Annotated in this window: 19 protein-coding genes and 2 tRNA genes; 3 read left to right on the top strand and 18 right to left on the bottom strand. The window is 71.5% G+C overall.

What is annotated here, in order from left to right:
- Positions 1-49: 49 nt before the first annotated feature.
- A complete protein-coding gene (locus tag J3P32_RS08470) occupies positions 50-802 on the bottom strand; it encodes a DUF881 domain-containing protein (protein ID WP_210439360.1) in 753 nt (250 codons plus the stop codon).
- Between the two features lie 94 nt (positions 803-896).
- Here J3P32_RS08470 and J3P32_RS08465 point away from each other — a divergent pair, with 94 nt between their 5' ends.
- Positions 897-1,349 carry a cell division protein CrgA gene (locus tag J3P32_RS08465; RefSeq protein ID WP_307861628.1) on the top strand — a complete coding sequence of 151 codons (453 nt, stop codon included), beginning with the start codon at positions 897-899 and terminating at the stop codon, positions 1,347-1,349.
- A 583-nt stretch (positions 1,350-1,932) separates the two neighbouring features.
- Here the strand turns inward: J3P32_RS08465 and J3P32_RS08460 are convergent.
- Entirely contained in the window at positions 1,933-2,898 is a 966-nt protein-coding gene (locus J3P32_RS08460) for a rhomboid family intramembrane serine protease (RefSeq protein ID WP_210439358.1), read from the bottom strand.
- Positions 2,899-2,961: 63 nt separating this feature from the next.
- Entirely contained in the window at positions 2,962-3,474 is a 513-nt protein-coding gene (locus J3P32_RS08455; RefSeq protein WP_210439357.1) for a peptidylprolyl isomerase, read from the bottom strand.
- Between the two features lie 224 nt (positions 3,475-3,698).
- Between J3P32_RS08455 and J3P32_RS08450 the strand changes: the two genes are divergently transcribed.
- A complete protein-coding gene (locus J3P32_RS08450) occupies positions 3,699-4,568 on the top strand; it encodes a hypothetical protein (protein ID WP_210439356.1) in 870 nt (289 codons plus the stop codon).
- An 84-nt stretch (positions 4,569-4,652) separates the two neighbouring features.
- On the opposite strand, the gene J3P32_RS08445 is transcribed toward J3P32_RS08450, so the two are convergent.
- The 4 genes from J3P32_RS08445 to J3P32_RS08430 are packed head-to-tail and all read right to left on the bottom strand — an operon-like array spanning position 4,653 to position 7,649.
- Complete coding sequence (locus J3P32_RS08445) at positions 4,653-5,669, bottom strand: lysophospholipid acyltransferase family protein (protein WP_307861627.1); 1,017 nt, start codon at positions 5,667-5,669, stop codon at positions 4,653-4,655.
- Complete coding sequence (locus J3P32_RS08440) at positions 5,666-6,496, bottom strand: patatin-like phospholipase family protein (RefSeq protein WP_210439355.1); 831 nt, start codon at positions 6,494-6,496, stop codon at positions 5,666-5,668. The genes J3P32_RS08445 and J3P32_RS08440 overlap by 4 nt, the downstream gene beginning before the upstream one ends.
- A gap of 19 nt (positions 6,497-6,515) precedes the next feature.
- Positions 6,516-6,896, bottom strand: a complete 381-nt coding sequence (locus J3P32_RS08435) for a DUF3817 domain-containing protein (RefSeq protein WP_210439354.1) — start codon at positions 6,894-6,896, stop codon at positions 6,516-6,518.
- A gap of 24 nt (positions 6,897-6,920) precedes the next feature.
- The gene (locus J3P32_RS08430) at positions 6,921-7,649 is read right to left on the bottom strand and encodes an SURF1 family protein (RefSeq protein WP_210439353.1); all 729 of its coding nucleotides are present in this window, start codon (positions 7,647-7,649) and stop codon (positions 6,921-6,923) included.
- A 301-nt stretch (positions 7,650-7,950) separates the two neighbouring features.
- Between J3P32_RS08430 and J3P32_RS18175 the strand changes: the two genes are divergently transcribed.
- The gene (locus J3P32_RS18175) at positions 7,951-9,762 is read left to right on the top strand and encodes a zinc-dependent metalloprotease family protein (RefSeq protein ID WP_282593975.1); all 1,812 of its coding nucleotides are present in this window, start codon (positions 7,951-7,953) and stop codon (positions 9,760-9,762) included.
- Positions 9,763-9,820: 58 nt separating this feature from the next.
- Here the strand turns inward: J3P32_RS18175 and J3P32_RS08420 are convergent.
- The 11 genes from J3P32_RS08420 to dnaA form a co-directional block, all read right to left on the bottom strand.
- Positions 9,821-9,893, bottom strand: a tRNA-Ala gene (locus J3P32_RS08420).
- Positions 9,894-9,923: 30 nt separating this feature from the next.
- Positions 9,924-10,049 carry a DLW-39 family protein gene (locus J3P32_RS08415; protein ID WP_210439352.1) on the bottom strand — a complete coding sequence of 42 codons (126 nt, stop codon included), beginning with the start codon at positions 10,047-10,049 and terminating at the stop codon, positions 9,924-9,926.
- 34 nt (positions 10,050-10,083) lie between these two features.
- A tRNA-Ile gene (locus J3P32_RS08410) sits at positions 10,084-10,157 on the bottom strand.
- 93 nt (positions 10,158-10,250) lie between these two features.
- A complete protein-coding gene (locus J3P32_RS08405) occupies positions 10,251-10,796 on the bottom strand; it encodes a DUF3566 domain-containing protein (protein WP_210439351.1) in 546 nt (181 codons plus the stop codon).
- Between the two features lie 3 nt (positions 10,797-10,799).
- The gene (gyrA, locus tag J3P32_RS08400; RefSeq protein WP_210439350.1) at positions 10,800-13,523 is read right to left on the bottom strand and encodes a DNA gyrase subunit A; all 2,724 of its coding nucleotides are present in this window, start codon (positions 13,521-13,523) and stop codon (positions 10,800-10,802) included.
- Positions 13,524-13,580: 57 nt separating this feature from the next.
- Complete coding sequence (gene gyrB, locus J3P32_RS08395; protein ID WP_210440706.1) at positions 13,581-15,632, bottom strand: DNA topoisomerase (ATP-hydrolyzing) subunit B; 2,052 nt, start codon at positions 15,630-15,632, stop codon at positions 13,581-13,583.
- Between the two features lie 483 nt (positions 15,633-16,115).
- On the bottom strand, positions 16,116-16,700 hold the full coding sequence (locus J3P32_RS08390; RefSeq protein WP_210439349.1) for a DUF721 domain-containing protein: 585 nt from the start codon (positions 16,698-16,700) through the stop codon (positions 16,116-16,118).
- A complete protein-coding gene (gene recF, locus J3P32_RS08385) occupies positions 16,690-17,847 on the bottom strand; it encodes a DNA replication/repair protein RecF (RefSeq protein WP_210439348.1) in 1,158 nt (385 codons plus the stop codon). Before recF ends, J3P32_RS08390 begins: the two co-directional genes overlap by 11 nt.
- A gap of 6 nt (positions 17,848-17,853) precedes the next feature.
- Entirely contained in the window at positions 17,854-18,828 is a 975-nt protein-coding gene (gene gnd / locus J3P32_RS08380; protein ID WP_210439347.1) for a phosphogluconate dehydrogenase (NAD(+)-dependent, decarboxylating), read from the bottom strand.
- A 68-nt stretch (positions 18,829-18,896) separates the two neighbouring features.
- Positions 18,897-20,033: a DNA polymerase III subunit beta gene (gene dnaN / locus J3P32_RS08375; protein ID WP_210439346.1), complete on the bottom strand. Its 1,137-nt coding sequence runs from the start codon at positions 20,031-20,033 to the stop codon at positions 18,897-18,899.
- A gap of 450 nt (positions 20,034-20,483) precedes the next feature.
- The gene (gene dnaA / locus J3P32_RS08370; RefSeq protein ID WP_374222512.1) at positions 20,484-21,923 is read right to left on the bottom strand and encodes a chromosomal replication initiator protein DnaA; all 1,440 of its coding nucleotides are present in this window, start codon (positions 21,921-21,923) and stop codon (positions 20,484-20,486) included.
- Positions 21,924-22,156: the final 233 nt, after the last annotated feature.

The raw sequence follows: 22,156 nt of genomic DNA, 5'->3' as shown, positions 1-22,156 counted from the left end.
CGACGGCTCGGTCGCGCCGCCGACGACGGCCGCGGACGACCAGCGCCGCTCAGTCGGTCATCGGTGTCGCGTAGGTGAGGTCGAGCAGGCCGTCGTACGCCGGGGCGACCGCGGACTCCAGCGGGGTCATCTCCCACGAGACGCCGCCACCGGGGATGTCGGTGTAGTCGCGGTAGGTCGCCAGGATCGGGTCGGTGCCGAGCTCGGCCTCGAGGCGGGCGGGGTCGCCGATCCCCACGATCACGTAGGGCGGCGAGTAGGGCAGGCCGTGGAGGGTGACCTGGTTGCCCTCGCACTTAATGCCGGTCGTGGAGATGAGGCGCTGGCCCTGGATGGTCACCGCCACCGCGCCGGCGTTCCACATCGCGTTGGCCACGGCCTGGATGTCCTGCTGGTGGACGACGAGGTCCCCGGGGTCGCCCTCGTAGGCCAGCCGCGCCTCCATCGACGCGTCGTCGAGGGTCACCTGCACCGCGGGACCCGACTTCTCCGTGAGTCCGGCCGGGTCGACGAGGGTGGCGATCTCGTCCTGCACCCGCCCGACCGAGCGGTCGCCGAGACTCGTGCTGAGCGCCTCGACCTCGGCGTTGAGGGCCGCGACCTGCGTCGTCAGGTCGCCCGCCTCGTCGCGCTCGGCACGCACGACCGACGCCAGGTCGGTGAGGCGTCCGCCCCGGAGGTCGAAGCCGTCGCTCTGCTCGGCGCTCACGGCGAAGAGCGCTCCGCTGAGCAGCACGACCACGGGCGTCGCGGCCCGCCAGGCGCGGCGGCGCCCGGGGGACGAGTGTGACGGCGACGGCATGGCGACTACGCTAACCCCCCGTCGGGCGCCGAGGCCCCGTGACCGGCGCGCCCTGACCCGCCGCGACCCGTCCAGCCCAACCCCAGGAGCAGCAGTGTCCAAGTCCAAGACGATCGCCACCGAGGAGAAGACCTCGCTCTTCACCGCCAGGTTCCTGATCGCCCTGCTGCTGATCGTCGCCGGCATCGCCTGGATCGTCTTCTACTACGTCCAGGGCCGCGGCAACCCGACGGCGGTCCCCCCGGTCGCCGGCAGCCCCAAGGCCGTGGCCGACCTGGGCCGGTGGAACTACGTCATCGGGTTCGGCCTGCTCATGCTCGGCCTCGTCGTCTCCGCGCACCGCTCCACCCCGCTCGGCCGCGGCCGCGGCGTCGTGGCGGGCATGCTGGCGTGCTTCCTGATCGGCCTGCTGTGGATCTGCACGTTCTACGTCTTCTCCGACGACCTCTCGAGCCTGTGGGTCCTCAACGACCTCGGCCAGTGGAACCTCGTCGTCGGCATCGCCTTCATGGCGGTGGGGTTCAGCTTCGCCACCAAGTGGGAGTAGGTTCTCCCTCGTCCCGCTGAGCGGGGCACTCGTCGTCTCGAGCGGTGAGTGAGGCGCCTTCCTGGGGAAGGGGAGGCGTCTCTCTCACCGCTCGAGCCGCTTTTCCGGGACTGGCCGGCACTTCGAATCCCCCGCCTAAGCGGGGGATTGCGAACTTCCAGTGGCGTGCAGACCCCGAGAAGTTCGCACAACCCCCGGGAAGTCCGGCTCGGGGCACGGGGCTTCGGCGCGGCGGAGGTTCGTACGCCGCCCAGCGCGCCCAACGCCGCCGGCCGGCTCGCGTCGGCTCGCGGCCCACCCAGGACGCGGAGCCAGCGCCGGCCAGCCGCATGTCGAGCGCCTACCTAGCCGCCGGTCAGCGGTCGAACGTCCGCTCGGTTCTCCACACTGTGGAAAACCGCTGTGGAGAATTACACCCGTGTAGTTGTCCACAGCAATGTGCACACCTGTGGGTTCACTGGGCCGACGCGGCCGGTGCTGCCTGCGTCAGACGAAGGCGTACCCATATGTGCCGGTTCGTATGACGCCGGCCGGGCAGAAATTGGGCGGAGCGCCGCGTCAGGCCGCGCAGCGGGACCCGGCGTCAGGACAGCGCGCCGGCGCGCACCACGGCCAGCACGAGCAGCACGACGGCGAGCGCGCCCAGCCCCGCCCACTGGACGAGGGAGCGGCGCGACTTCGGGGCGTACGCGATGACGGCGGCGGCAGCCACTCCGGCGAGGAAGCCGCCGAGGTGTCCCTGCCAGGAGATCATCCGCCAGCCCACGACCGTGATCACGACGCCGAGCACGAGGTTCTGCACGAGCCACTGGGAGTTGAGCCGGGCCTTGCGGGCGGTGACGAGCAGCGCGCCGAGCAGGGCGAAGAGGGCACCGGACGCGCCCACCGTGCTGGAGTCGGCGTCGGCGAGGTAAAGGACCAGCACCGACGAGCCCAGCGCGCCGATGAGGTACACCGCGAGGAAGCGCGCCCGCCCCAGGATGCCCTCGAGGGCCGGCCCGAAGACGAACAGCGCGAACATGTTCATCACGACGTGCCAGATCTCGACGTGGGTGAAGGCGCTGGTGACCAGCTGCCACCAGGCGCCGTCGGCGACACCGGCACGCCACACCCCGTCACCGGAGGTGAAGGTCTCGCAGATCCGGGAATCCGTGATGGCCGGGTAGTACTGATTGGGGGTGGACGCCGACCCGCAGAGCCCGGTCGGGGCCAGCGCCAGCAGCTCCACGACGCGCGACAGGCGGCCGCCCGTCGCGGTGATCGCCAGCCACACCAGCGCGTTCAGGGCGATGAGGACGTACGACGTCAGCCGCGGGTCGGCACTGCGCTCGCCGCCGTACATCGCGCGGTTCTGGCGCGAGCCCTTGTTGGCCTGCTTGACGCAGTCGGGGCACTGGAACCCGACAGCGGCGTCGCGCATGCAGTCGGGGCAGATGGGACGGTCGCAACGCTGGCAGCGGATCCACGTCTCGCGGTCGGGGTGCCGGTAGCAGGTCGGCACCCCGGCCGCGGTCGTGTCCGCAGTCGGCCCCTCGGGCGGCTGGGTCATGGGTGGCTCGATCAGTCGATCAGTCGGTCGATCGGTCGGTCCGTGGACCGGTCGCGGACCGGCTCAGCGCTCGATCGTGACCGACTCGATGACGACGGGCTCGACGGGACGGTCCATCGCGCCGGTGGGCGTGGTGGCGATCGCGTCGACCACGTCGCGGCTGGACTGGTCGGCGACCTCGCCGAAGATCGTGTGCTTGCGGTTGAGCCACGGGGTGGCGCCGACGGTGATGAAGAACTGCGAGCCGTTGGTGCCCGGGCCGGCGTTGGCCATCGCGAGGAGGTAGGGCTTGTCGAAGACCAGCTCGGGGTGGATCTCGTCCTTGAACGTGTAGCCCGGTCCGCCGGTGCCGGTGCCGAGCGGGCAGCCGCCCTGGATCATGAAGCCGTCGATGACCCGGTGGAAGCCGAGACCGTCGTAGTACTTCTCGCCCGAGCGTCCGGCGTCGTCGCGGTAGTCCTTGGTGCCCTCGGCCAGGCCGACGAAGTTGTCGACCGTCTCGGGGGCGTGGTTCGGGAACAGGTTGACGACGATGTCGCCCCGGTTGGTCTTGAAGGTCGCCTTGGGGTCGGCCATGGAAGTGCCTCTCAGCTGTGGGTCTCGATCGCGTGTGCGACTCGATCCTGCCACGCACCGCCCACACGGGGCGCACGCAGGCCTCGCCCCGCCGTCGTACGCCGTCGTACGCCGGCGCCGCCGCGGCTGCCCACCCGGGTTCACCTCCGCGCCGGTCCGGACGGGGCTGGTCGCGTCAGGGTGTGCATGGTGAGATGGAGACACACTGACTGAGGAGGTCACGCATGCCTTTCGGCCGCAGGAAGTCCCTCATGGACCGGGCCCACGACTACGTCGAGCAGCTGTCGGACACCGTCACCGAGACCGTCATCCCCCAGTTGGAGTCGGCGTGGGAGCAGGCCGTGGAGAAGGCCGCACCCGCCATCTCCGATGCACGTGAGAAGGCCACGCCGCTCATCGAGGAGGGTCGCGTGCGCGCGGCTGAGGCGGCGACCGCCGGCGCCGCGCTGGCCGCGCTGAAGACCGCCGAGGTCCGCGAGAAGGCCGCCCCCATCCTTGCCGAGGCTCGTGCCGCCGGGGCCGACAAGGCGGCCGTCGCCGCGGCGCTCGCCGCCGAGCGGGCCGCCGAGGCCCGCGAGGTGGCGGCCACCAGGATCAACGAGCTGCGCGGCGTCGAGCCCGAGCCCCGGGGCAGCCGGCTCAAGCGGCTGCTGCTGCTCGGCGGCCTGCTCGCCATCGGCGGGGTCGTGTTCAGCAAGCTCCGCGGGAAGCAGGACGCGGACGCGAACTGGCAGTCCACCTACGTGCCTCCGGCCCCGCCGGCGCCCACCGCGCCGACGCCGCCCCCCACGCCGGCCTCGCCCGCCACCACGTCGGCGGCAGCGGCCGCGCCGGCAGCGCCGGTCGGCGACCCGCTCACCGACCCGCTCACCGACCAGCTCAGCGACCCGCTCACCGACCCGCTGCCCGACGTCACCGCCGAGGAGGTCACTGCCGACGACGTGGTGACCGTCGACCCGCCGGCGACCGATGACGCCGGCGGCGGCGCGCCCGGCGAGGCGATCAGCGACGCGGTGGAGGACCCGCACGAGTCCACCACGCCCGACGACCCCGCCGACGTCATCGACATCGACGACGCGACCAAGCGGTCGTAGCGGGCAGCACCCGCGGCACGCCCGAGCGGCGTGCCGGCCACTTCCCGTCCGCGGGCCGGTGGCCGGCGCGCCGCTCGCGCCGTCTCAGGGCGCGGGGACCCGGTTCTCCTCGATCCAGTCGTCGATCCGCTCCCACCACGCGTAGAGCCAGTCGATCCGCGCCTCCCGGTCCGCGGGGATGTCCTCCCGCGGCACCTGCCACCACCGCATGGTGATCTGCTTGTCCATCGGCAGCTCGCGCCACAGGTCGGCCACCGTGAGCAGGTGGTCCAGCCCGGTGTGCGCGACCATGAGGACGTCGGCCCCGGGCGCCGCCTCGAGGGCGGCGAGCACGCCGCCGGGTCGCGGGGCGAGCACGTGCGTCATCTCCTCCGCGCGCACCGCCATCCGCTCCAGGCCCAGCCGCCGGAGCCGGGCGATCGCACGGTCGCGGCGCACGGGGGTGAAGTTGCCGCCCTCGGGGAAGATCACGAACGCGTCGTTGACGTCCAGCCCGGTCGCCAGGGCCGCGATCTGCGACTCCAGGTCCTCGCCGGCCGCGGGGTTCGGGGAGATGAAGCGGGCCGGGATCCGGTTGAGGATGACGTCGATGGCGGGGTCCCAGGCCAGCGTGTTCTTCAGGACCACCCGCGGCTCGCGGGCGTACCAGTGGAGCAGGGCGTACATCAGGATGAACGAGTCGCCCGGTCCCGCGTGCCGGCACATCACCAGCACTGGCTCGTCGGGCACGCGCGAGGGGTGGGGGCCGTCGGTGCGGATCCGCAGCGCCAGCACGCGGCGGGCCTCGCGGAAGAACACGATGAGCGTGCCCTGCACCAGGTCGTAGTGGATCCCGGTGAAGTACGGCGACCGGATCCGCCACCCGAAGCCGCTCGCCAGCCACAGCCCCAGCAGCACCAGGAGCAGCAGCGTCTCGAAGGTCAGGTAGACCACCACCAGCCACAGCAGGCGCAGGGCGCGCCACCGTCCGGGCAGGATCGGGGAGAGCGCCGCCGTGGCGAGCAGCCACAGCGGCAGGGTCACCCACATCGCCACCGTGACGAGGACCACGGCGGGCGCGCCCACCAGCCGACGGAGGGCTCGGACGAGCAGGCGGCTCACGAGCGGCCGAGCCGCTCGTCCAGGTAGGCCCGCGAGGCGGCGTACGTCGCGTCGATCCGCTCCTGCACCCCGCGGAAGTCGCGGTGGGCCCACAGCGAGTCGTCCCGCGCGGACGTGCCGGCGGCCGGGAGCACGTGCACCTCGACGCCGTCGGGGATCGTGGCCATGTCGCGCATGAACCGGTGCCGCCGGGCCACCTCGAAGCTGACCCGCGCGACCTCCCACGGCCGGGTCGGCGGCTTGAGCGGCCGGTCGATGCGGCCGACCTGCAGCACGAAGACGCGGGTGGCGCCGAGCTCGACCGCGCGGCCGACCGGGATGGAGTTCACCAGTCCGCCGTCGAGGAAGTGCTCGCCGTCGACCTCGGCGGGCGGCAGGAGCCCCGGGACGGCGGCGCTGGCCAGGATGGCCGGCACGAGCGGTCCGCTCGTGAACCAGTGCTCAGCGGCGCGCTCGATGCTGGCCGCGCACACCTCCAGGTGCACGGGGAGGTCCTCGAAGCGGGCGTCGCCGAGCTCCTCCTCGAGCCGGCGGCGCAGCGGGGTGGCGGAGTAGATGTGGGTGCCGGTCGACACGACGCGCCGGACGGTGCGCAGCGGCCGGTCGCCGTACACCTCGCGGCTCTCGGCGGTCGCCGCCCACAGGCTGGTGAGCCGCTCGACGACTCCGACGTCGGGCTGGCGCGCGACCATCGCGCCGTTGAGCGCGCCCACGCTGGTGCCGAGGACGAGGTCGGGCACGATGCCGCGCTGCAGCAGGGCGCGCAGCATGCCGACCTCCACGGCGCCGAGGACTCCCCCGCCCCCCAGCACGAACGCGGTGGTCATGGCCCGAGCGTAGTGAAGGTCAGGCCAGCTCGGGGTGCTCGGCGCGCACCCGCCTGGTCGCGCGGCGCTCGGCCCAGAAGGACAGGACCGGGACGGTGCCGCAGGCGAGCGTCACCAACGTGAAGGGCAGGTCCCACCCGGCCCGCCGCGAGAGCAGGAAGGCGCTGAACAGGAAGATCATGTAGAGCCAGCCGTGCGCGACACCGAGGTACGTCGTGATGAGGTCGCCCGCGTGCTGGGCGTCGGATCCCGTCGCGAACCAAGCCGGCGTGCTGTCGAAGACGCCCCACATGGGGGAGCCGTCGAAGTTGGCCAGCGGCACGCCGATCAGGCAGAGCACCACGAGCAGGACGCCCACGACGGCGGCCATGACGCGGTAGGCGGTGAGGTTGCGTGACACGGCGCCCAACGTATCGGGCAGCGCCTACCGGACCGTCGGCGAGGCGACCTCCGCAGCGGTGGCGTCGCGCCGCCAGCGCCACCAGATGTAGCCCGCGAACGCGCCGAAGACCCACCACTCGAAGGCGTAGAGCAGGTTGCGGACGCCGGTGAAGCGGCTGGGGTTGGGCAGCGCCTCGAGCTCGGCGTCCTCCAGCCCCCCGGCCGGCTCCTGGCTGATGACGTAGGCCGAGTAGAGGTCGACGTCCACGCGCTGCACGGCGTCCGCGACGCGGATCTCGGGGAAGACGTCGTCGTTCGGGTCGTCGTCGGTCACCAGGCTGCCCTCCGGCGGCTGCAGCCACCCGCTGACGTCGGCCTCGCCGGTCGCGAGGAGCAGGTCGTCGTCCGGCTGCGGCGCCCAGCCGCGTACGACGAGCACCGCGGCGTCGCCGATGTCGAGCGGGGCGACGGCCCAGTAGCCGGGGACCCCGTCGTGCTCGCGGTCGGCCACCCAGAAGCCGCCGTCGAGCCACTCGCCGGCGACCTCGACCGGCCGGCCGACGTCGGGTGCGGGGAAGGGGTCGTCGCTGTCGAGGACGTCGGTCATCGGCACGGGGGCCAGGCCCGTCAGGTCACGCGCCTCGGCGTCCCGGTGCGCCTGCCACGCGTCGTACTGCCACTTGCCGAGCAGGCCCGCGATCACCACGAGCACCAGCGCCAGGGCCGCCGCGCCCAGGTCGGTCAGCAGGCCGGGTCGGCGGGGTGCGGTCACGCCGCCGATTGTCCCAGCCGGCCGGTCAGCAACCCCCGGCGGCCGCGAGCTCGTGCCTCCTGCGCGTGAGGTACGCCATCTCGGCGGTGCCGGTCAGCCGGGTCGCCGCGGTCGGACGCCGGGCGGCCCGACGTCATGCGACATCGTGGAGGATCAGTGCCACCGGGTGACCCGGATGCTCCGCGCTCGCCCCGGCGTGGTGCTGCGGCGCGCGACCCACCCGGGGGTCCGGCATGGTCCGTTCTGACCATCCTGTTCTGTTACTCGTTTGTGGATGTCTTGTTACCGATGGAATGGGGGCATGCTCCGCTCGTGCTCCGCCCTCCTCGTGCTCGCCGCCGTCGTGTCCGTTGTGGTGACGGCCGCCCCTCCGGTCTCGGCCGGGCAGGCGTCGCAGCCCCGGGGCGGGGCTGCCGGATGCTCCACGGACGCCTTCGCTGAGCCGGTGCGCGCCAGCAAGGTGCGGCACGCCGACCTCGCCGCCGTGCGCGAGCGCAACGACCTCACCGCCACGGGTCTGTCCACGGTGGTCGCGGACCCCCGCGCCTGGGTCGACCGCTGCGGCGCGGTGTTCTACACCGAGCCCGCCCGCGGTCACGACGAGCACGCCGGGGAGGGTGCGCCCAGCAGCGCCGCCCCCGCGACCGCCGGTGCGGCGGTGCCGTCCGACGTGCTGGACCTCTCGTCGCTGCCTGGGTCGGCGCGCACCATCTATCTCGACTTCACCGGCGACACCACCACCGGCACCGCGTGGAACCAGACGTACGGCACCACCATCACCTCGCCCGCATACTCCCTGAACGCCCCGGTCGATGCGAGGTTCGACGACGCCGAGCGCGCTGCGATCCACCTGGCCTGGCGCACGGTCGCCGAGGACTTCGCCGCGTTCGACGTCAACGTCACGACGCGTGAACCCGACCCCGCGGCGATCGTGAGGTCCTCGCCCTCGGACACGACGTACGGCACACGTGTGGTCATCACCCCCACCAACGCTGTGCGCGAGCGCTGCAGCTGCGGCGGCGTCGCCTACATCGACGTCTTCGACAGCGTGGGTGGCGGCTACTACCAACCGGCGTGGGTCTTCACCGATGGCACGGGCCTCAACGGGTACAACGTCGCCCAGGCCATCTCCCACGAGGTCGGCCACAACTTCGGCCTCCACCACGACGGGACGTCGAATTCGGCGTACTACGCCGGTGCCAACGGCTGGGCGCCGCTCATGGGGGCGTCGTACAACAAGCGTCTGTCCCAGTGGTCGAACGGGCGGTACGCCGGCGCCACCAACAAGGAGGACGACATCGCGATCGTCGCCGGTGCGGCGCCGTTGCGGGTCGACGACCACGGCGCCACCTCCGCCGGCGCCACCCGTCTCGTCGCAGACGTCCCCGTCGGCGGGATCATCGGCTCGCGCACCGACGTGGACGCCTTCGCCTTCGTCGCGTCAGGCGCGACGCAGCTCTCGGTCGCAGGAGGCCAGGGGGTGTCGGACAGCGACATCGCGCTCACCGTCCTGGACGAGGCGGGCGCCCGCGTGGCCACCGTCAACCCGACGAGCGACACGGCGAACGACGCCTCCCTGCACGCGACGTGGAACGTGACGCTGCCCGACACCCCCAGGACGTACGTCGCCCTGGTGGACGGCACCGGCTTCGGCGACCCACTCGCGCCGGGCGGCTACGACGACTACGGGTCGCTCGGCGCCTACCAGGTGGTCCTGCACGCGAGCAGCGACACCACGCAGCCGGAGCCCACCCCGACGCCCACCCCGACGCCGACCCTGGTGCCCACCCCAGGCCCCACCCCCGGGGCCGCTCCGACCGGCTCCGCGACCTCCGTGTCCACGACTGTCGTCGCACGGCCGCCGACGTTCACCACGGACCCTCGTCTGCCACGGGCGACGCGGAAGGAGCGTTACCGCGGGGTCATCGAGTTCACCGGTACTGCCGTGACAGCCAGGATCCGCGGCCTGGCGCCCGGCCTCGAGGCGCGCCGGCGCGGTGGGCGGATCGTCGTCGTGGGAGCGGCCCGGCGGCGCGGTCGGTTCGACGTCCAGGTGACCCTCGTCGGGTCGGACGTGTCGACACGGCGGACCTTCCGCCTCCGCGTCTGCTGACCGCTCGGCAGGATGCGGCCGCTTCGGGATGGGCCGACGCACGCCGTCGGCCTGTCGGTGGAGCCTAGGGGACTCGAACCCCTAACCCCCTGCTTGCAAAGCAGGTGCGCTACCAATTGCGCCAAGGCCCCGCAGCGCCTGCGGCGCCGGGTGGATCGGGCTCAGGCCTTGTCGACGGGGTCGGTGGCCTCGGCCCACAGGGCCTGCTCGTTCCTGCCCTCGTCCATCTTCCGCTTCGCGAACGCCGCGCCGGCGGCGGCGAGGGCGACCAGCAGGAGCTTCTTCACGCCACTCTCCTCGGGATCGGACGACGAACGGGAGTGGGCCTAACAGGACTTGAACCTGTGACCTCTTCCTTATCAGGGAAGCGCTCTAACCGTCTGAGCTATAGGCCCGCATGCGCCGCAAGCGGCGACGCCGAAGGTTACCTGACCGCGGTCAGGCGGTGCCAATCGAGGGTCGCCCCAGGAGCACCGCTCGGCTCCGGCTCACTTCTCGTCCTCGGCGAGGGTGACCTCGATGCCGCCGAGCAGGGCGGCCGCGAGGTTGTAGAGGAAGGCCGTCAGCGTCGCGATCGCGGTGATCAGCACGACGTCGAGCACCGACACCAGGAGGGTGAAGCCCAGCACCCGCGACATGCCGACGTAGTCGGTGACGTCGAAGGAGGAGTTGCCGCTGTCGCCCTCGACGATGCTGGCCACGGCGGAGTTGATGGAGTCCCACACGCCGGCCGCGCCGAGCACCGACCACACCATGAAGATGGCGACGAAGGTGACGACACCGAAGGCGACCGAGAGCAGGAACGACGTCTTCATCACCGACCACGGGTCGATGCGGGTCAGCCGCAGGCGGGCGCGCCGGGGCTGGCGCCCCGGCGTACGACGCACGCGGTTGCCCCGGGCGTCACGCGGCGTGGCGTTCGCGCGGTGCTCCTCGGCCGCGTTGGACAGGGTGTCCTGGAGCCGCCCCGTCAGGGACCGCTTCTCCGGCTCGTTCCCGGACGTACGTCGGGGAGTCGCGGTGCGTTCCGACATGGCTCACTCATCCTCGGGGTGCTCGTCGGGGGCGTCGGCAGGTGCTTCGACAGCGTCCTGACCCTCGATTGTTGCATCGTCGACCACGTCCGGCGAAACGGCTGCGGACTCGCGCGCCTCCGCGTCCACGGCGGCGGCGCTCTCCGCGACCTGCTCCTCCACCTCCTCGGCGACCTTGGCCTCGACCGAGCGGGCGACCACGGCGACGGAGTCCCCGGACTTGGGCGACACGAACTTCACGCCCATGGTCGAGCGGCCGGTGGGCCGGAAGTTCTCGTCGATGGGGCTGCGCACGACCTGACCACCGCTGGTGATCGACAGGACCTCGTCGCCCTCCTCCACGATGAAGGCACCGACGAGCCCGCCGCGGTCCTCGTTGGACAGCGACATCGCCTTGATCCCCAGGCCGCCGCGGGTCTGCAGCCGGTACTCGCTGATGCGGCTGCGCTTGGCGAACCCGCCGTCGGTGATCGTGAAGACGTACTGCTCCTTCACCTCGTCGGAGTCCGCGGCGTCGCCCTCGACGGCCTCCTCCGCCTCGATCTGTGCGGCGCGGATCACCGACATGGACAGCAACGAGTCGCCGTCGCGGAACTTCATGCCGCGCACCCCGCCCGTGGCCCGGCCCATCGGGCGCAGCTGCTCGTCGTCGGCCTTGAAGCGGATCGACTGGCCCTTGCGCGAGACGAGCAGGATGTCGTCGTCGCCGTTGACCAGCTCGGCGCCGATCAGCTCGTCGTCGTCCTCGCGGAAGTTGATCGCGATGACGCCCGCCTGCCGCGGGCTGTTGTAGTCGGCGAGCCTGGTCTTCTTCACGAGTCCGGTGCGGGTGGCGAGCACGAGGTAGGGCGCCTGGTCGTAGTCGCGGATCGCGAGCACCTGGGCGATGTCCTCGTCGGGCTGGAAGCTCAGCAGCCCCGCCACGTGTCCGCCCTTCGCGTCGCGCGCGGCCTCCGGCAGGTTGTAGGCCTTGGTGCGGTAGACCCGGCCGGCCGTGGTGAAGAACAGCAGCCAGTGGTGGTTGGTGGTCGCGATGAAGTGCTGCACGACGTCGTCGCCGCGCAGCGTCGCGCCGCGCACGCCCTTGCCGCCGCGCTTCTGCAGGCGGTACTGGTCGGCGCGGGTGCGCTTGGCGTAGCCGCCGCGGGTGATCGACACGACGAGGTCCTCGTCGGGGATCAGGTCCTCCATCGAGAGGTCGCCGTCGGCCGCGATGATCTGCGTACGCCGCTCGTTGCCGTACTTGTCGACGATCTCGGTGAGCTCGTCGGAGACGATCTGCCGCTGCCGTGCCTCGTTGGCGAGGATGTCCTCGAGGTCGGCGATGACCCGCTCGAGCTCGGCGAGGCGGTCGAGGATCTTCTGGCGCTCCAGGGCGGCGAGCCGGCGCAGCTGCATCTCGAGGATGGCGTTGGCCTGGATCTCGTCGATCTCGAGCAGCCCCATCAGCCCGGTGCGCGCCTCCTCGACGTCGGGGCTGCGGCGGATGAGCGCGATGACCTCGTCGAGGGCGTCGAGCGCCTTGACCAGGCCGCGGTAGACGTGGGCCTGGCGCTCGGCCTCGGCGAGGCGGAAGCGGGTGCGCCGCTGGATGACCTCGATCTGGTGGGTGACCCAGTGGCTGATGAAGGCGTCGATGCTGAGCGTGCGCGGCACGCCGTCGACCAGCGCCAGCATGTTGGCCGAGAAGTTGGTCTGCAGCTCGGTGTGCTTGAACAGGTTGTTGAGCACGACGCGGGCGACGGCGTCGCGCTTGAGCACGACGACCAGCCGCTGGCCGGTGCGCGAGGACGTGTCGTCGCGGACGTCGGAGATGCCCTGCACCCGACCCGAGTCGGCGAGCTCGGCGATCTTGAGCGCGAGGTTGTCGGGGTTGACCAGGTAGGGCAGCTCGCTGATGACGAGCATCGTGCGGCCCTTGCTGTCCTCGTCGATCTCCACCACCGCGCGCTGGGTGATCGACCCGCGGCCGGTGCGGTAGGCCTGCTCGATGCCCTGGCGGCCGACGATCAGCGCACCGTTGGGGAAGTCGGGGCCCTTGATGCGCTCGACGAGCGCGTCCTGCAGCTCCTCCTTCGTCGCGTCGGGGTGCTCGAGCGCCCACCGCGCGCCCTCGGCGACCTCGACGAGGTTGTGCGGCGGGATGCTGGTGGCCATGCCGACCGCGATGCCGGCCGAGCCGTTGACCAGCAGGTTCGGGAACCGGCTGGGCAGGATGGTCGGCTCCTGCGAGCGACCGTCGTAGTTGGGCTGGAAGTCGACGGTGTCCTCGTCGATGTCGCGGACCATCTCCATGGCCAGCGGCGCCATCCGGCACTCGGTGTACCGCATGGCGGCGGCGGAGTCGTTGCCCGGCGAGCCGAAGTTGCCCTGCCCGTTGATCAGCGGCGCGCGCAGCACCCACGGCTGGGCGAGGCGGACCATGGTGTCGTAGATCGCCGAGTCGCCGTGCGGGTGGTACTGACCCATCACGTCGCCGACGACGCGCGAGCACTTCGAGAAGCCGCGGTCGGGCCGGTAGCCGCCGTCGTACATCGCGTAGAGGATGCGCCGGTGCACGGGCTTGAGCCCGTCACGTACGTCGGGCAGCGCGCGACCGACGATGACGGTCATCGCGTAGTCGATGTAGGACTGCTGCATCACCTGCTGCAGCTCGACCTGCTCGACGCGCTCGTCGCCACCGCCGTCGCCGGCTCCGGCGGTGAGGTCGGTCGGGATCTCGGTCATGGGTTCTCTCCTGCTGTCTGACGATGTCTAGGGCTGGTCGTAGAGGGGACTAGCGACCTAGATATCGAGGAACCTGACGTCCTTGGCGTTGCGCTGGATGAAGGACCGGCGCTGCTCGACGTCCTCCCCCATGAGGATCGAGAAGATCTCGTCGGCGTGGGCGGCGTCCTCGAGCGTCACCTGCTTCATCAGGCGGGCCGAGGGGTCCATGGTGGTCTCCCACAGCTCGTCGGCGTTCATCTCGCCGAGACCCTTGTAGCGCTGCACCGGGTTCTCCTTGGGCAGCTTCTTTCCCTGGGCGAGGCCGTCGCGCATCAGCGCATCGCGCTCGGCGTCGGAGAAGACGAACTCGTGCTCGGCCGGCTTGTTCCACCGCAGGCGGTAGAGCGGCGGCTGCGCCATGAAGACGTAGCCGTGCTCGATCAGCGGCTTCATGAAGCGGAAGAGCAACGTGAGGAGCAGCGTGTTGATGTGGTGGCCGTCGACGTCGGCGTCGGCCATCAGCACGATCTTGTGGTAGCGCAGCTTCTCGAGGTCGAACTCCTCCTGGATGCCGGTGCCCAGCGCGGAGATGATCGCCTGGACCTCGGTGTTGGCCAGCACCTTGTCGATGCGGGCCTTCTCGACGTTGAGGATCTTGCCCCGGATCGGGAGGATCGCCTGGATGCGCGGGTCGCGGCCCTGCCGCGCCGAGCCGCCGGCGGAGTCGCCCTCGACGATGAAGACCTCGCACTCGGCGGGGTTGGTCGACTGGCAGTCGCTCAGCTTGCCGGGCAGGCCACCGCCGCCGAGCAGGCCCTTGCGGCTGCGCGCCAGCTCGCGCGCCTTCCGCGCGGCGATGCGCGCGGTGGCGGCGGCCTGCGCCTTGCGGATGATGTCGCGGCCCTCGGCGGGGTTCTGCTCCAGCCAGGCGCCGAGCTGGTCGTTGACGACGCGCTGGGTGAAGCCCTTGGCCTCGGTGTTGCCGAGCTTGGTCTTCGTCTGCCCCTCGAACTGCGGCTCGCTGAGCTTGATGGAGATGATCGCCGTGAGGCCCTCGCGGATGTCGTCGCCGGAGACGCGGTCCTCGCGCTTCTTGATCAGGCCCCACTCCTCGCCCCAGTTGTTGACCAGGGACGTCAGCGCGGCGCGGAAGCCCTCCTCGTGGGTGCCGCCCTCGTGGGTGTTGATGTTGTTGGCGAAGGTGTGGACCGACTCGGTGTAGCTGGTGTTCCACTGCATCGCGATCTCGAGGCTCATGTGCTGCCCCGTGGCGCCCTCGGCGGTCTCGGCCTCGAAGGAGATGACCGTCGGGTTGGCCGTGGCCTTGCGGCGGTTGAGGTGCTCGACGTAGTCGACGAGGCCGCGGTCGTACTTGAACACCTGCTCCAGGCCCCCGGACTCGCCGCGCTTGATCGCGTCGTGCCCGGCGCTGTCGACGTCGTTGGCGATGGTGTCGTCCTCGACGGCGTCGATGATCGCGTCGGCCTGCGGTCGCTCGTCGCGGACGACGAACTCGACGCCCTTGTTGAGGAACGCCATCTCGCGCAGCCGGGAGGTGATCGTCTCGAGGTTGTAGTGCAGGCTCTCGAAGATGTCCTCCGAGGCGTACCAGGTCACGGTCGTGCCGGTGCTCTCGCCGGGCTCCATCGGGCGCACCTGCTCGAGGTCGGCGTCGGGCACGCCGAGCTGGAACGACTGGCGCCAGAGGTGGCCGCGGTTCCTGACCTCCGCCACGAGCCGCGTCGAGAGCGCGTTGACGACCGAGACGCCGACGCCGTGCAGGCCGCCGGAGACCTTGTAGCCACCGCCGCCGAACTTGCCGCCGGCGTGCAGCATCGTCAGCGCCATCGTGAGGGCGGGCATCTCCTGGCCGGGCGCCGTGTCGGTCGGGATGCCGCGGCCGTCGTCCTCCACGCGCACGCCGCCGTCGGCCTGCAGCGTCAGGCAGATGCGGGTCGCGAAGCCGGCGAGGGCCTCGTCGACGCCGTTGTCCACGATCTCCCAGATCAGGTGGTGCAGGCCGCGCTCCCCGGTCGAGCCGATGTACATGCCGGGTCGCTTGCGCACGGCCTCGAGCCCCTCGAGGACCTGGATGGCCGAGGCGTCGTACTCGACGCCGGAGTCCACGGCGGTGTTCGAGCGGCGCTCCGCGACCGCACCGGATGCCGGGTCGGCGGCCGGGTCGCCCGCGGCCTCGACGGCGTCGGCCAGCGCCGCCGCGCGCTCGGCCTCGGTGAAGGAGGCCTCGGCGGGCTGCGGGTCAGGAGCGGAATCGGGGGTCGGACCTGCGGTGGACTCGTGATTCTCTTCGCTCAAGGCACGGCCTTCTGCTCATCGCGCCCGGCCTTCGCCGGGCACGCTCGACATGAGTCGAGTCGCGGCGGTTGCGACGGCAACACGACGTGCGACTCGTGAGCCCATACTACCCGCCAGCGCTCCTGGACCGAAGGACCGACCCGGGGTTGGGGATGGATCCGGCGGAAAAAGTGCCCCTGGCGGCCCCGTGAGGGCCTGTCAGCCGGACGAACAGGGGGGTTGGTGGGCCCCCATGCGGTCGACGACCTCCCAGATCGGCAGAGCGGGCCTCCGGGGCCCGCGCGTCCCGACGCCTCAGCCGTAGGTGTCGCGCGGGCCGCGACCGTCGCGGCTGGAGAACCGGCCCTTGCTCCAGCTCGGCAGGTGCGGACCGAGCACGTCGATCACCGTCACGGTGCCGTGCCCCAGCTCCTCGTTGAGCCGGCGTACGACGGTGGGCGCGAGCAGCTTGAGCTGGGTCGCCCAGGCGGTGGAGTCGGTGCGCACGACGAGCCGCCCGTCGTCGAAGGACTCCGGCGTGCAATGGTCGGCCACCTCGGTCCCCACCAGCTCGACCCACCGGCCGAACACGCCCTGCACCTTGAGGTCGACCTCCCAGCCGTGGCTGGCGACGAGGCGACCGATCGCCTCCTCGAGCAACTGCGGGTCGCGGTCGTCGGGCCTGGCCCCGGACGCCCTGCTCCTCACGCGTCCGGTCGTACGCCGACGCGCGGCGGAGGACCCGCGGCGGGCGGGCGGGGCGCCGGGACCGGTGGCCGCGGCGCGCGCGGCTGCGCGCGCGAGGTCGAGACCGTCGGGGTGGTGCTCCGGAGCCGGCGTGCCGACGCCGGCGTCCTCGTGGGCCTCGCCGCCCGGACCGGGCGTCTCCTCACTCGTCACGGGTGACCGTCCCGTCCGCGACCAGGAACCGAACCCCCTGCAGCGACGGAGGCACGTCCGCTGCCACGGCGGCGGTGACCAGCACCTGCTCGGCGCCGGCCACGAGCTGGGCGAGCTGGTTGCGCCGCTCGGCGTCGAGCTCGGCGAAGACGTCGTCGAGGACGAGGATCGGGTCGTCGCCGTCGGCTCGGAGCAGGTCGTAGGACGCCAGCCGCAGGGCGAGCGCGAACGACCAGGACTCCCCGTGCGAGGCGTACCCCTTGACCGGGAGCCGGAGCTCGGGGTCGCCGAGGGTGAGCAGCAGCTCGTCGCGGTGCGGTCCGACGAGCGAGATGCCGCGGTCGAGCTCCTCCTTGCGCCTCGACGCGATCGCGCCCAGCAGCACCTCCTGCAGCCCCTGCTGCAGCGCCTCCTGCTGCGGGCCCACGGAGCCGAGGTCCACGCTGGCGCGGTACTCCAGGTCGGCGTCGTCGCGGCTGGCCCCCCGGGCGACCGCCTCGTAGGCCTTGCCGAGGTAGGGCCGCAGGTCCTCCACCAGCGCCAGCCGCGCGCCGAGCAGCTCGGCGCCGGTGCGCGCCAGGTTGTCGTCCCAGATCTCGAGCGTCGACAGCGCGGCGTCGCGCGACGACCCGCGGGCGATGCCGGCGGTCTTCAGCAGGCTGTTGCGCTGCTTGAGGATGCGGTCGTAGTCCGAGCGCACACCGGCGAGCCGGGGAGCACGCAGGACCAGCAGGTCGTCGAGGAACTTCCGCCGGTCCGACGGGTCACCCTTGACGAGGGTCAGGTCGTCCGGCGCGAACACCACCGTCCGCACCAGCCCGATGATCTCGCGCGGGCGCGGCAGCGGGGAGCGGTTGATGCGGGCGCGGTTGGCGCGACCCGGGTTCAGCTCGACCTCGAGGAGGGCGGTGCGCCCCTCCTTCACCACCGAAGCCCGGACGACCGCCTGGTCCGCGCCGGCGCGGACCAGCGGGGCGTCGGTCGCCACCCGGTGCGACGACAGCCGCGAGAGGTAGTCGATCGCCTCGACGAGGTTCGTCTTGCCCTGGCCGTTGCGCCCGATGAACGCGGTGGCTCCCGGCTCCAGCGCGACGTCGACGTCGACGTAGGAGCGGAAGTCGTGGAGGGACAGGTGCGCGACGTGCACGGGCCGTCAGCTCTCGCTGGGCTCCTGATCGGTGCCGGCACCGGCCTGCTGCGCGGTCTCGGTCTGGGCGGCCGTGCCGCCGTCCTCGACGTCGCCGCCCTTCGGTGCGGGCGTGCGCACGGCGTGCCCGCCGAACTGGTTGCGCATCGCCGCGACGGCCTTCATCGCGGGGCTGTCGTCCTGCCGGGAGACGAAGCGTGCGTAGAGCGCCGCGGTGATCGCAGGCGTGGCGACGGCGTGCTGGATGCCGGCCTCCACCGTCCAGCGGCCCTCGCCGGAGTCCTCGGCGTAGCCGGCGATCTTGCTCAGGCCGGGGTCCTCGTCGAGTGCGGCGACCATGAGGTCGAGCAGCCAGGAGCGGATGACGGTGCCCTCACGCCACGAGCGGAACACCTCGGTCACGTTGTCGACCACGTCGGCCGCCTCGAGCAGCTCCCAGCCCTCGGCGTAGGACTGCATGATCGCGTACTCGATGCCGTTGTGGACCATCTTGGAGAAGTGGCCCGCTCCGACCTTGCCCGCGTGGACCGAGCCGAAGTCGCCCTCGGGGGCGAGGGCGTCGAACGCCGGCTGCACCTTGGCGATGTCGGCCTCGTCGCCGCCGTACATCAGGGCGTAGCCGTTCTCGAGACCCCACACGCCGCCGGAGACGCCGCAGTCGACGTAGCCGATGCCCTTCTCCGCCAGCAGCTCGGCGTTGACGAGGTCGTCGGTCCAGCGCGAGTTCCCGCCGTCGACCACCACGTCGCCCTCGCCGAGCAGCCCGGCGAGCTCCTCGACCGTGGCGCGCGTGGGGTCACCGGCGGGCACCATCACCCACACGACCTTGGGACTGGGCAGGGCCTCCACCAGCGCGGACAGCGAGTCCACGTCGCTCACGTCGGGGTTGCGGTCGTAGCCCACGACGGTGAGTCCCGCGCGGCGCATGCGCTCGCGCATGTTGCCGCCCATCTTGCCGAGTCCGACGAGTCCGATGTCCATGCTCGGAGCCTAGCCTCCCCGCCTCGCCGCGCGAGCGGCCCAGCGGGGACGAGCGCTCGCGCGGGTGCTCAGCTGAGCAGTCGCCGAGGCATCAGCAGGTAGCGGAAGGAGCTGGTGTCGTCGTCGGCGTCGGTGCCCGAGATGACGACCGGCTTGGTCGCCTGGGTGAAGGCGAGGTCGACGTGCTCGCCGTCGATGGCGGTCAGCCCGTCGAGCAGGAACTGGGGGTTGAAGCCGGTCGTGAGGTCGTCGCCGGTGATGTCGGCGTCGACCGCCTCGGTGGCCATGGCCTCGTCGCCCGAGCCGGCGTCGAGCACGATCTGGTTGTCGGCGAACTTCATCTGCACCGCCGTGTTGCGCTCGGCCACGAGCGCGACGCGCTTGACGGTCTCGATGAGCTCGGCCTTGTTGACCTTCGCGACCGTGAGGTGCTCGGCCGGGAAGAGCGAGCGGACCTTGGGGAACTCGCCGTCGAGCAGCCGGGTGGTGGTGCGGCGTACGCCGCCCAGGCCGGTGCCCTCGAAGCCGATCAGGCCCTCGCCGGCACCGCTCGCGCTCAGCGCGATCGTGACCTCCGCGCCGGAGGTGAGGGACTTGGCGGTGTCGCCGAGCACCTTGGCCGGGACGAGGGCGGCGACGGACTCGTCGGGGGACTGGGGGTTCCAGGTCAGCTCACGGTGCGAGAGCCGGAAGCGGTCGGTGGCCAGCAGCGCCATGGTCGAGCCGTCGATCTCGATCCTGACGCCGGTGAGCACGGGGAGCATGTCGTCGCGGCCCGCGGCGGTGACCGCCTGGGCGACCGCGTGCGCGAAGTCGGCGCTGGAGACGGTGCCGGTGGCCGACGGCATCTCCGGCAGGGTCGGGTAGTCCTCGACCGGCATCGTCTGGAGGCTGAAGCGTGCCGAGCCGCAGGTCAGCGAGACGCGCGGGCCCTCGAGCGTCAGCTCGACGGGCTTGGCCGGCAGGCTGCGGCAGATGTCGGCCAGGAGGCGGCCGCTGACGAGCGCCCGGCCCTCGTCGTTGACCTCCGCGGAGAGGGTGGCGCGCGCCGACGTCTCGTAGTCGAAGGTGGAGAGCACCAGGCCGGCGTCGCTCGCCTCGATCAGCAGGCCGGCGAGCACCGGCGAGCTGGGACGGACCGGCAGGCTGCGGGCAGCCCAGGCGACGGCATCGGCGAAGACGTCGCGTTCGACGCGGAACTTCACGGGGATCTCCTCGACGAGAGGTGGTGCGGGCAACGAGCGGCTGCACGCAGGCGGGAACCACACGCGTGCACGTGGGAAGTGCATCCTGCCACGCGCCGTCGCGCCGGCGGCAGGGTTCTCCCCAGAGGGAGGTCGGTCCGGTGTTCGTGGGAGATGGGACCAGTCTTGAGGTTCACAGTCGTCATAGGGTCCGTGGAAACTGTGGACGGCCACGATCTGCGCAGGTCAGGGCGGTGGCGCCCTGTGGACGACGGATGTGGACGCGCTTCGGCGGACCTGCGGCCCGTGTGGACGGGCGCCGCCGTCGTGTGGTTCGTCCCCCGGTGTCCACAGGGTCTGGGGACGACACGTCGGGGCGCATCACAACTTCTCCACACGCGGCACCTCGCCGGACGCCCCGGGAGCCGTCCGGTCCGGTCCGTCGGGTCCGTCCGGTCCGTGCGGGACGGGTCAGCCCTGGCGTGCCTGCATCTTCACGCGGTTGGTGAGCTCGCTGACCTGGTTGAACACCGCGCGGCGCTCGGCGAGCAGCTGGCGGATCTTGCGGTCGGCGTACATCACCGTGGTGTGGTCGCGGCCGCCGAACTCGCGGCCGATCTGCGGGAGCGACATCGAGGTGAGCTCGCGGCAGAGGTACATGCCGATCTGCCGGGCCATGACGAGGTGCCGGCCGCGCGAGGGACCGGTGAGGTCCTCGAGGGAGACGCCGAAGTAGGCCGCGGTCTGCGCGATGATCAGTGCGTGCGTGATCTCCGGCTCGCCGCCCTCGGGGATCAGGTCCTTGAGCACGATCTCGGCCAGGGTCATGTCGACCTCCTGGCGGTTGAGGTTCGCGAAGGCCGTCACCCGGATGAGGGCCCCCTCGAGCTCGCGGATGTTGGTCTGGATCTTCGAGGCGATGAACTCCAGGACGTCCGGCGGCGCGGTGAGGCGGTCCATTGCCGCCTTCTTGCGCAGGATCGCGATGCGGGTCTCGAGGTCAGGCGGCTGGACGTCGGTGATCAACCCCCACTCGAAGCGGTTGCGCAAGCGGTCCTCGAGGGCCTCGAGCCGCTTCGGCGCCCGGTCGGAGGTCAGGACGATCTGCTTGTTCGCGTTGTGGAGCGTGTTGAAGGTGTGGAAGAACTCCTCCTGCGTCTGGGTCTTGCCCTCGAGGAACTGGATGTCGTCGATGAGCAGGACGTCGACGTCGCGGTAGCGCCGCTTGAACCGGTCCTGACGGTCGTCACGGATGGCGTTGATGAACTCGTTGGTGAACTCCTCGCTCGAGACGTAGCGGACCTTGGCGTTGCTGTAGAGGCTGCGGACGTAGTGGCCGATCGCGTGCAGCAGGTGGGTCTTGCCCAGCCCGGACTCCCCGTAGACCAGGAGCGGGTTGTAGGCCTTGCCGGGCGCCTCGGCCACCGCCACCGCCGCCGCGTGCGGGAAGCGGTTCGAGGAGCCGATGACGAAGGTCTCGAAGGTGTACTTGGGGTTCAGCCGGGTCTCGAGCGCCGACGGGCGACGCTCGGTGGCGGTCGCGGACGGCTCGTGCTGCTCGGCCGCCATCGGCGCGGCGGGCTCGTAGCTCGGCTCCATTGTCGACATACCGACAGATCGATCTGGCGATTCGTCGACGGCGGCGTGCGCGGGCTCCGCGTCCTCGAGGGCGGGGTTGACGGTCACCAGCATCCGGATCTCCCGACCGAAGCGCTCGGTGAGCGCGTCCTCGATGTGGCTGCGCAGGCGGCCCTCGAGCTGGTTGCGGGTGAAGTCGTTGGGGACGGCGATGATCGCGGTGTTCTCATGCAGGGTCATCGGCACGCTGGGGCGCAGCCAGGCGCGCTGGTTGGGCTGCAGGTCCGCGACGATCTGCTGCCACACCGTTCCGAGATCTACCTGGTCGTCCACCGGACTCGCCTTCGCTTCCACCGTGAGTTGTCTGGGGCCCAGGTCGCGGCTGGCGCCTGCCCACCGAGTCCACAGAGTTGTCCACAAGCTGTGAACTCATCGGACCGATCGTCGGGATCGGACCACCCGCGATGCCGCGCAAGCGCGTCCCGTCGATGTTCCCGCAGGTCAGGACCGGGTTGCGCGTGCGCGTGACCCGGCTCACAGCACCTCGGTGAACCTGACGAGACCGC

It is taken from the genome of Nocardioides xinjiangensis (genome assembly GCF_017916385.1).
Lineage (GTDB): Bacteria > Actinomycetota > Actinomycetes > Propionibacteriales > Nocardioidaceae > Nocardioides > Nocardioides xinjiangensis.
Note: the sequence above shows the minus strand (reverse complement) of the source record. Positions and strands in the feature narration are given on the sequence as shown.

What these genes read in the sequence shown, in the direction of transcription:
- J3P32_RS08470 (WP_210439360.1), bottom strand. Translation starts at nt 802, where the DNA reads ATGCCGTCGCCGTCACACTCGTCCCCCGGGCGCCGCCGCGCCTGGCGG.
- J3P32_RS08460 (WP_210439358.1), bottom strand. Translation starts at nt 2,898, where the DNA reads ATGACCCAGCCGCCCGAGGGGCCGACTGCGGACACGACCGCGGCCGGG.
- J3P32_RS08455 (WP_210439357.1), bottom strand. Translation starts at nt 3,474, where the DNA reads ATGGCCGACCCCAAGGCGACCTTCAAGACCAACCGGGGCGACATCGTC.
- J3P32_RS08450 (WP_210439356.1), top strand. Translation starts at nt 3,699, where the DNA reads ATGCCTTTCGGCCGCAGGAAGTCCCTCATGGACCGGGCCCACGACTAC.
- J3P32_RS08440 (WP_210439355.1), bottom strand. Translation starts at nt 6,496, where the DNA reads ATGACCACCGCGTTCGTGCTGGGGGGCGGGGGAGTCCTCGGCGCCGTG.
- J3P32_RS18175 (WP_282593975.1), top strand. Translation starts at nt 7,951, where the DNA reads ATGCTCCGCTCGTGCTCCGCCCTCCTCGTGCTCGCCGCCGTCGTGTCC.
- J3P32_RS08405 (WP_210439351.1), bottom strand. Translation starts at nt 10,796, where the DNA reads ATGTCGGAACGCACCGCGACTCCCCGACGTACGTCCGGGAACGAGCCG.
- gyrA (WP_210439350.1), bottom strand. Translation starts at nt 13,523, where the DNA reads ATGACCGAGATCCCGACCGACCTCACCGCCGGAGCCGGCGACGGCGGT.
- gnd (WP_210439347.1), bottom strand. Translation starts at nt 18,828, where the DNA reads ATGGACATCGGACTCGTCGGACTCGGCAAGATGGGCGGCAACATGCGC.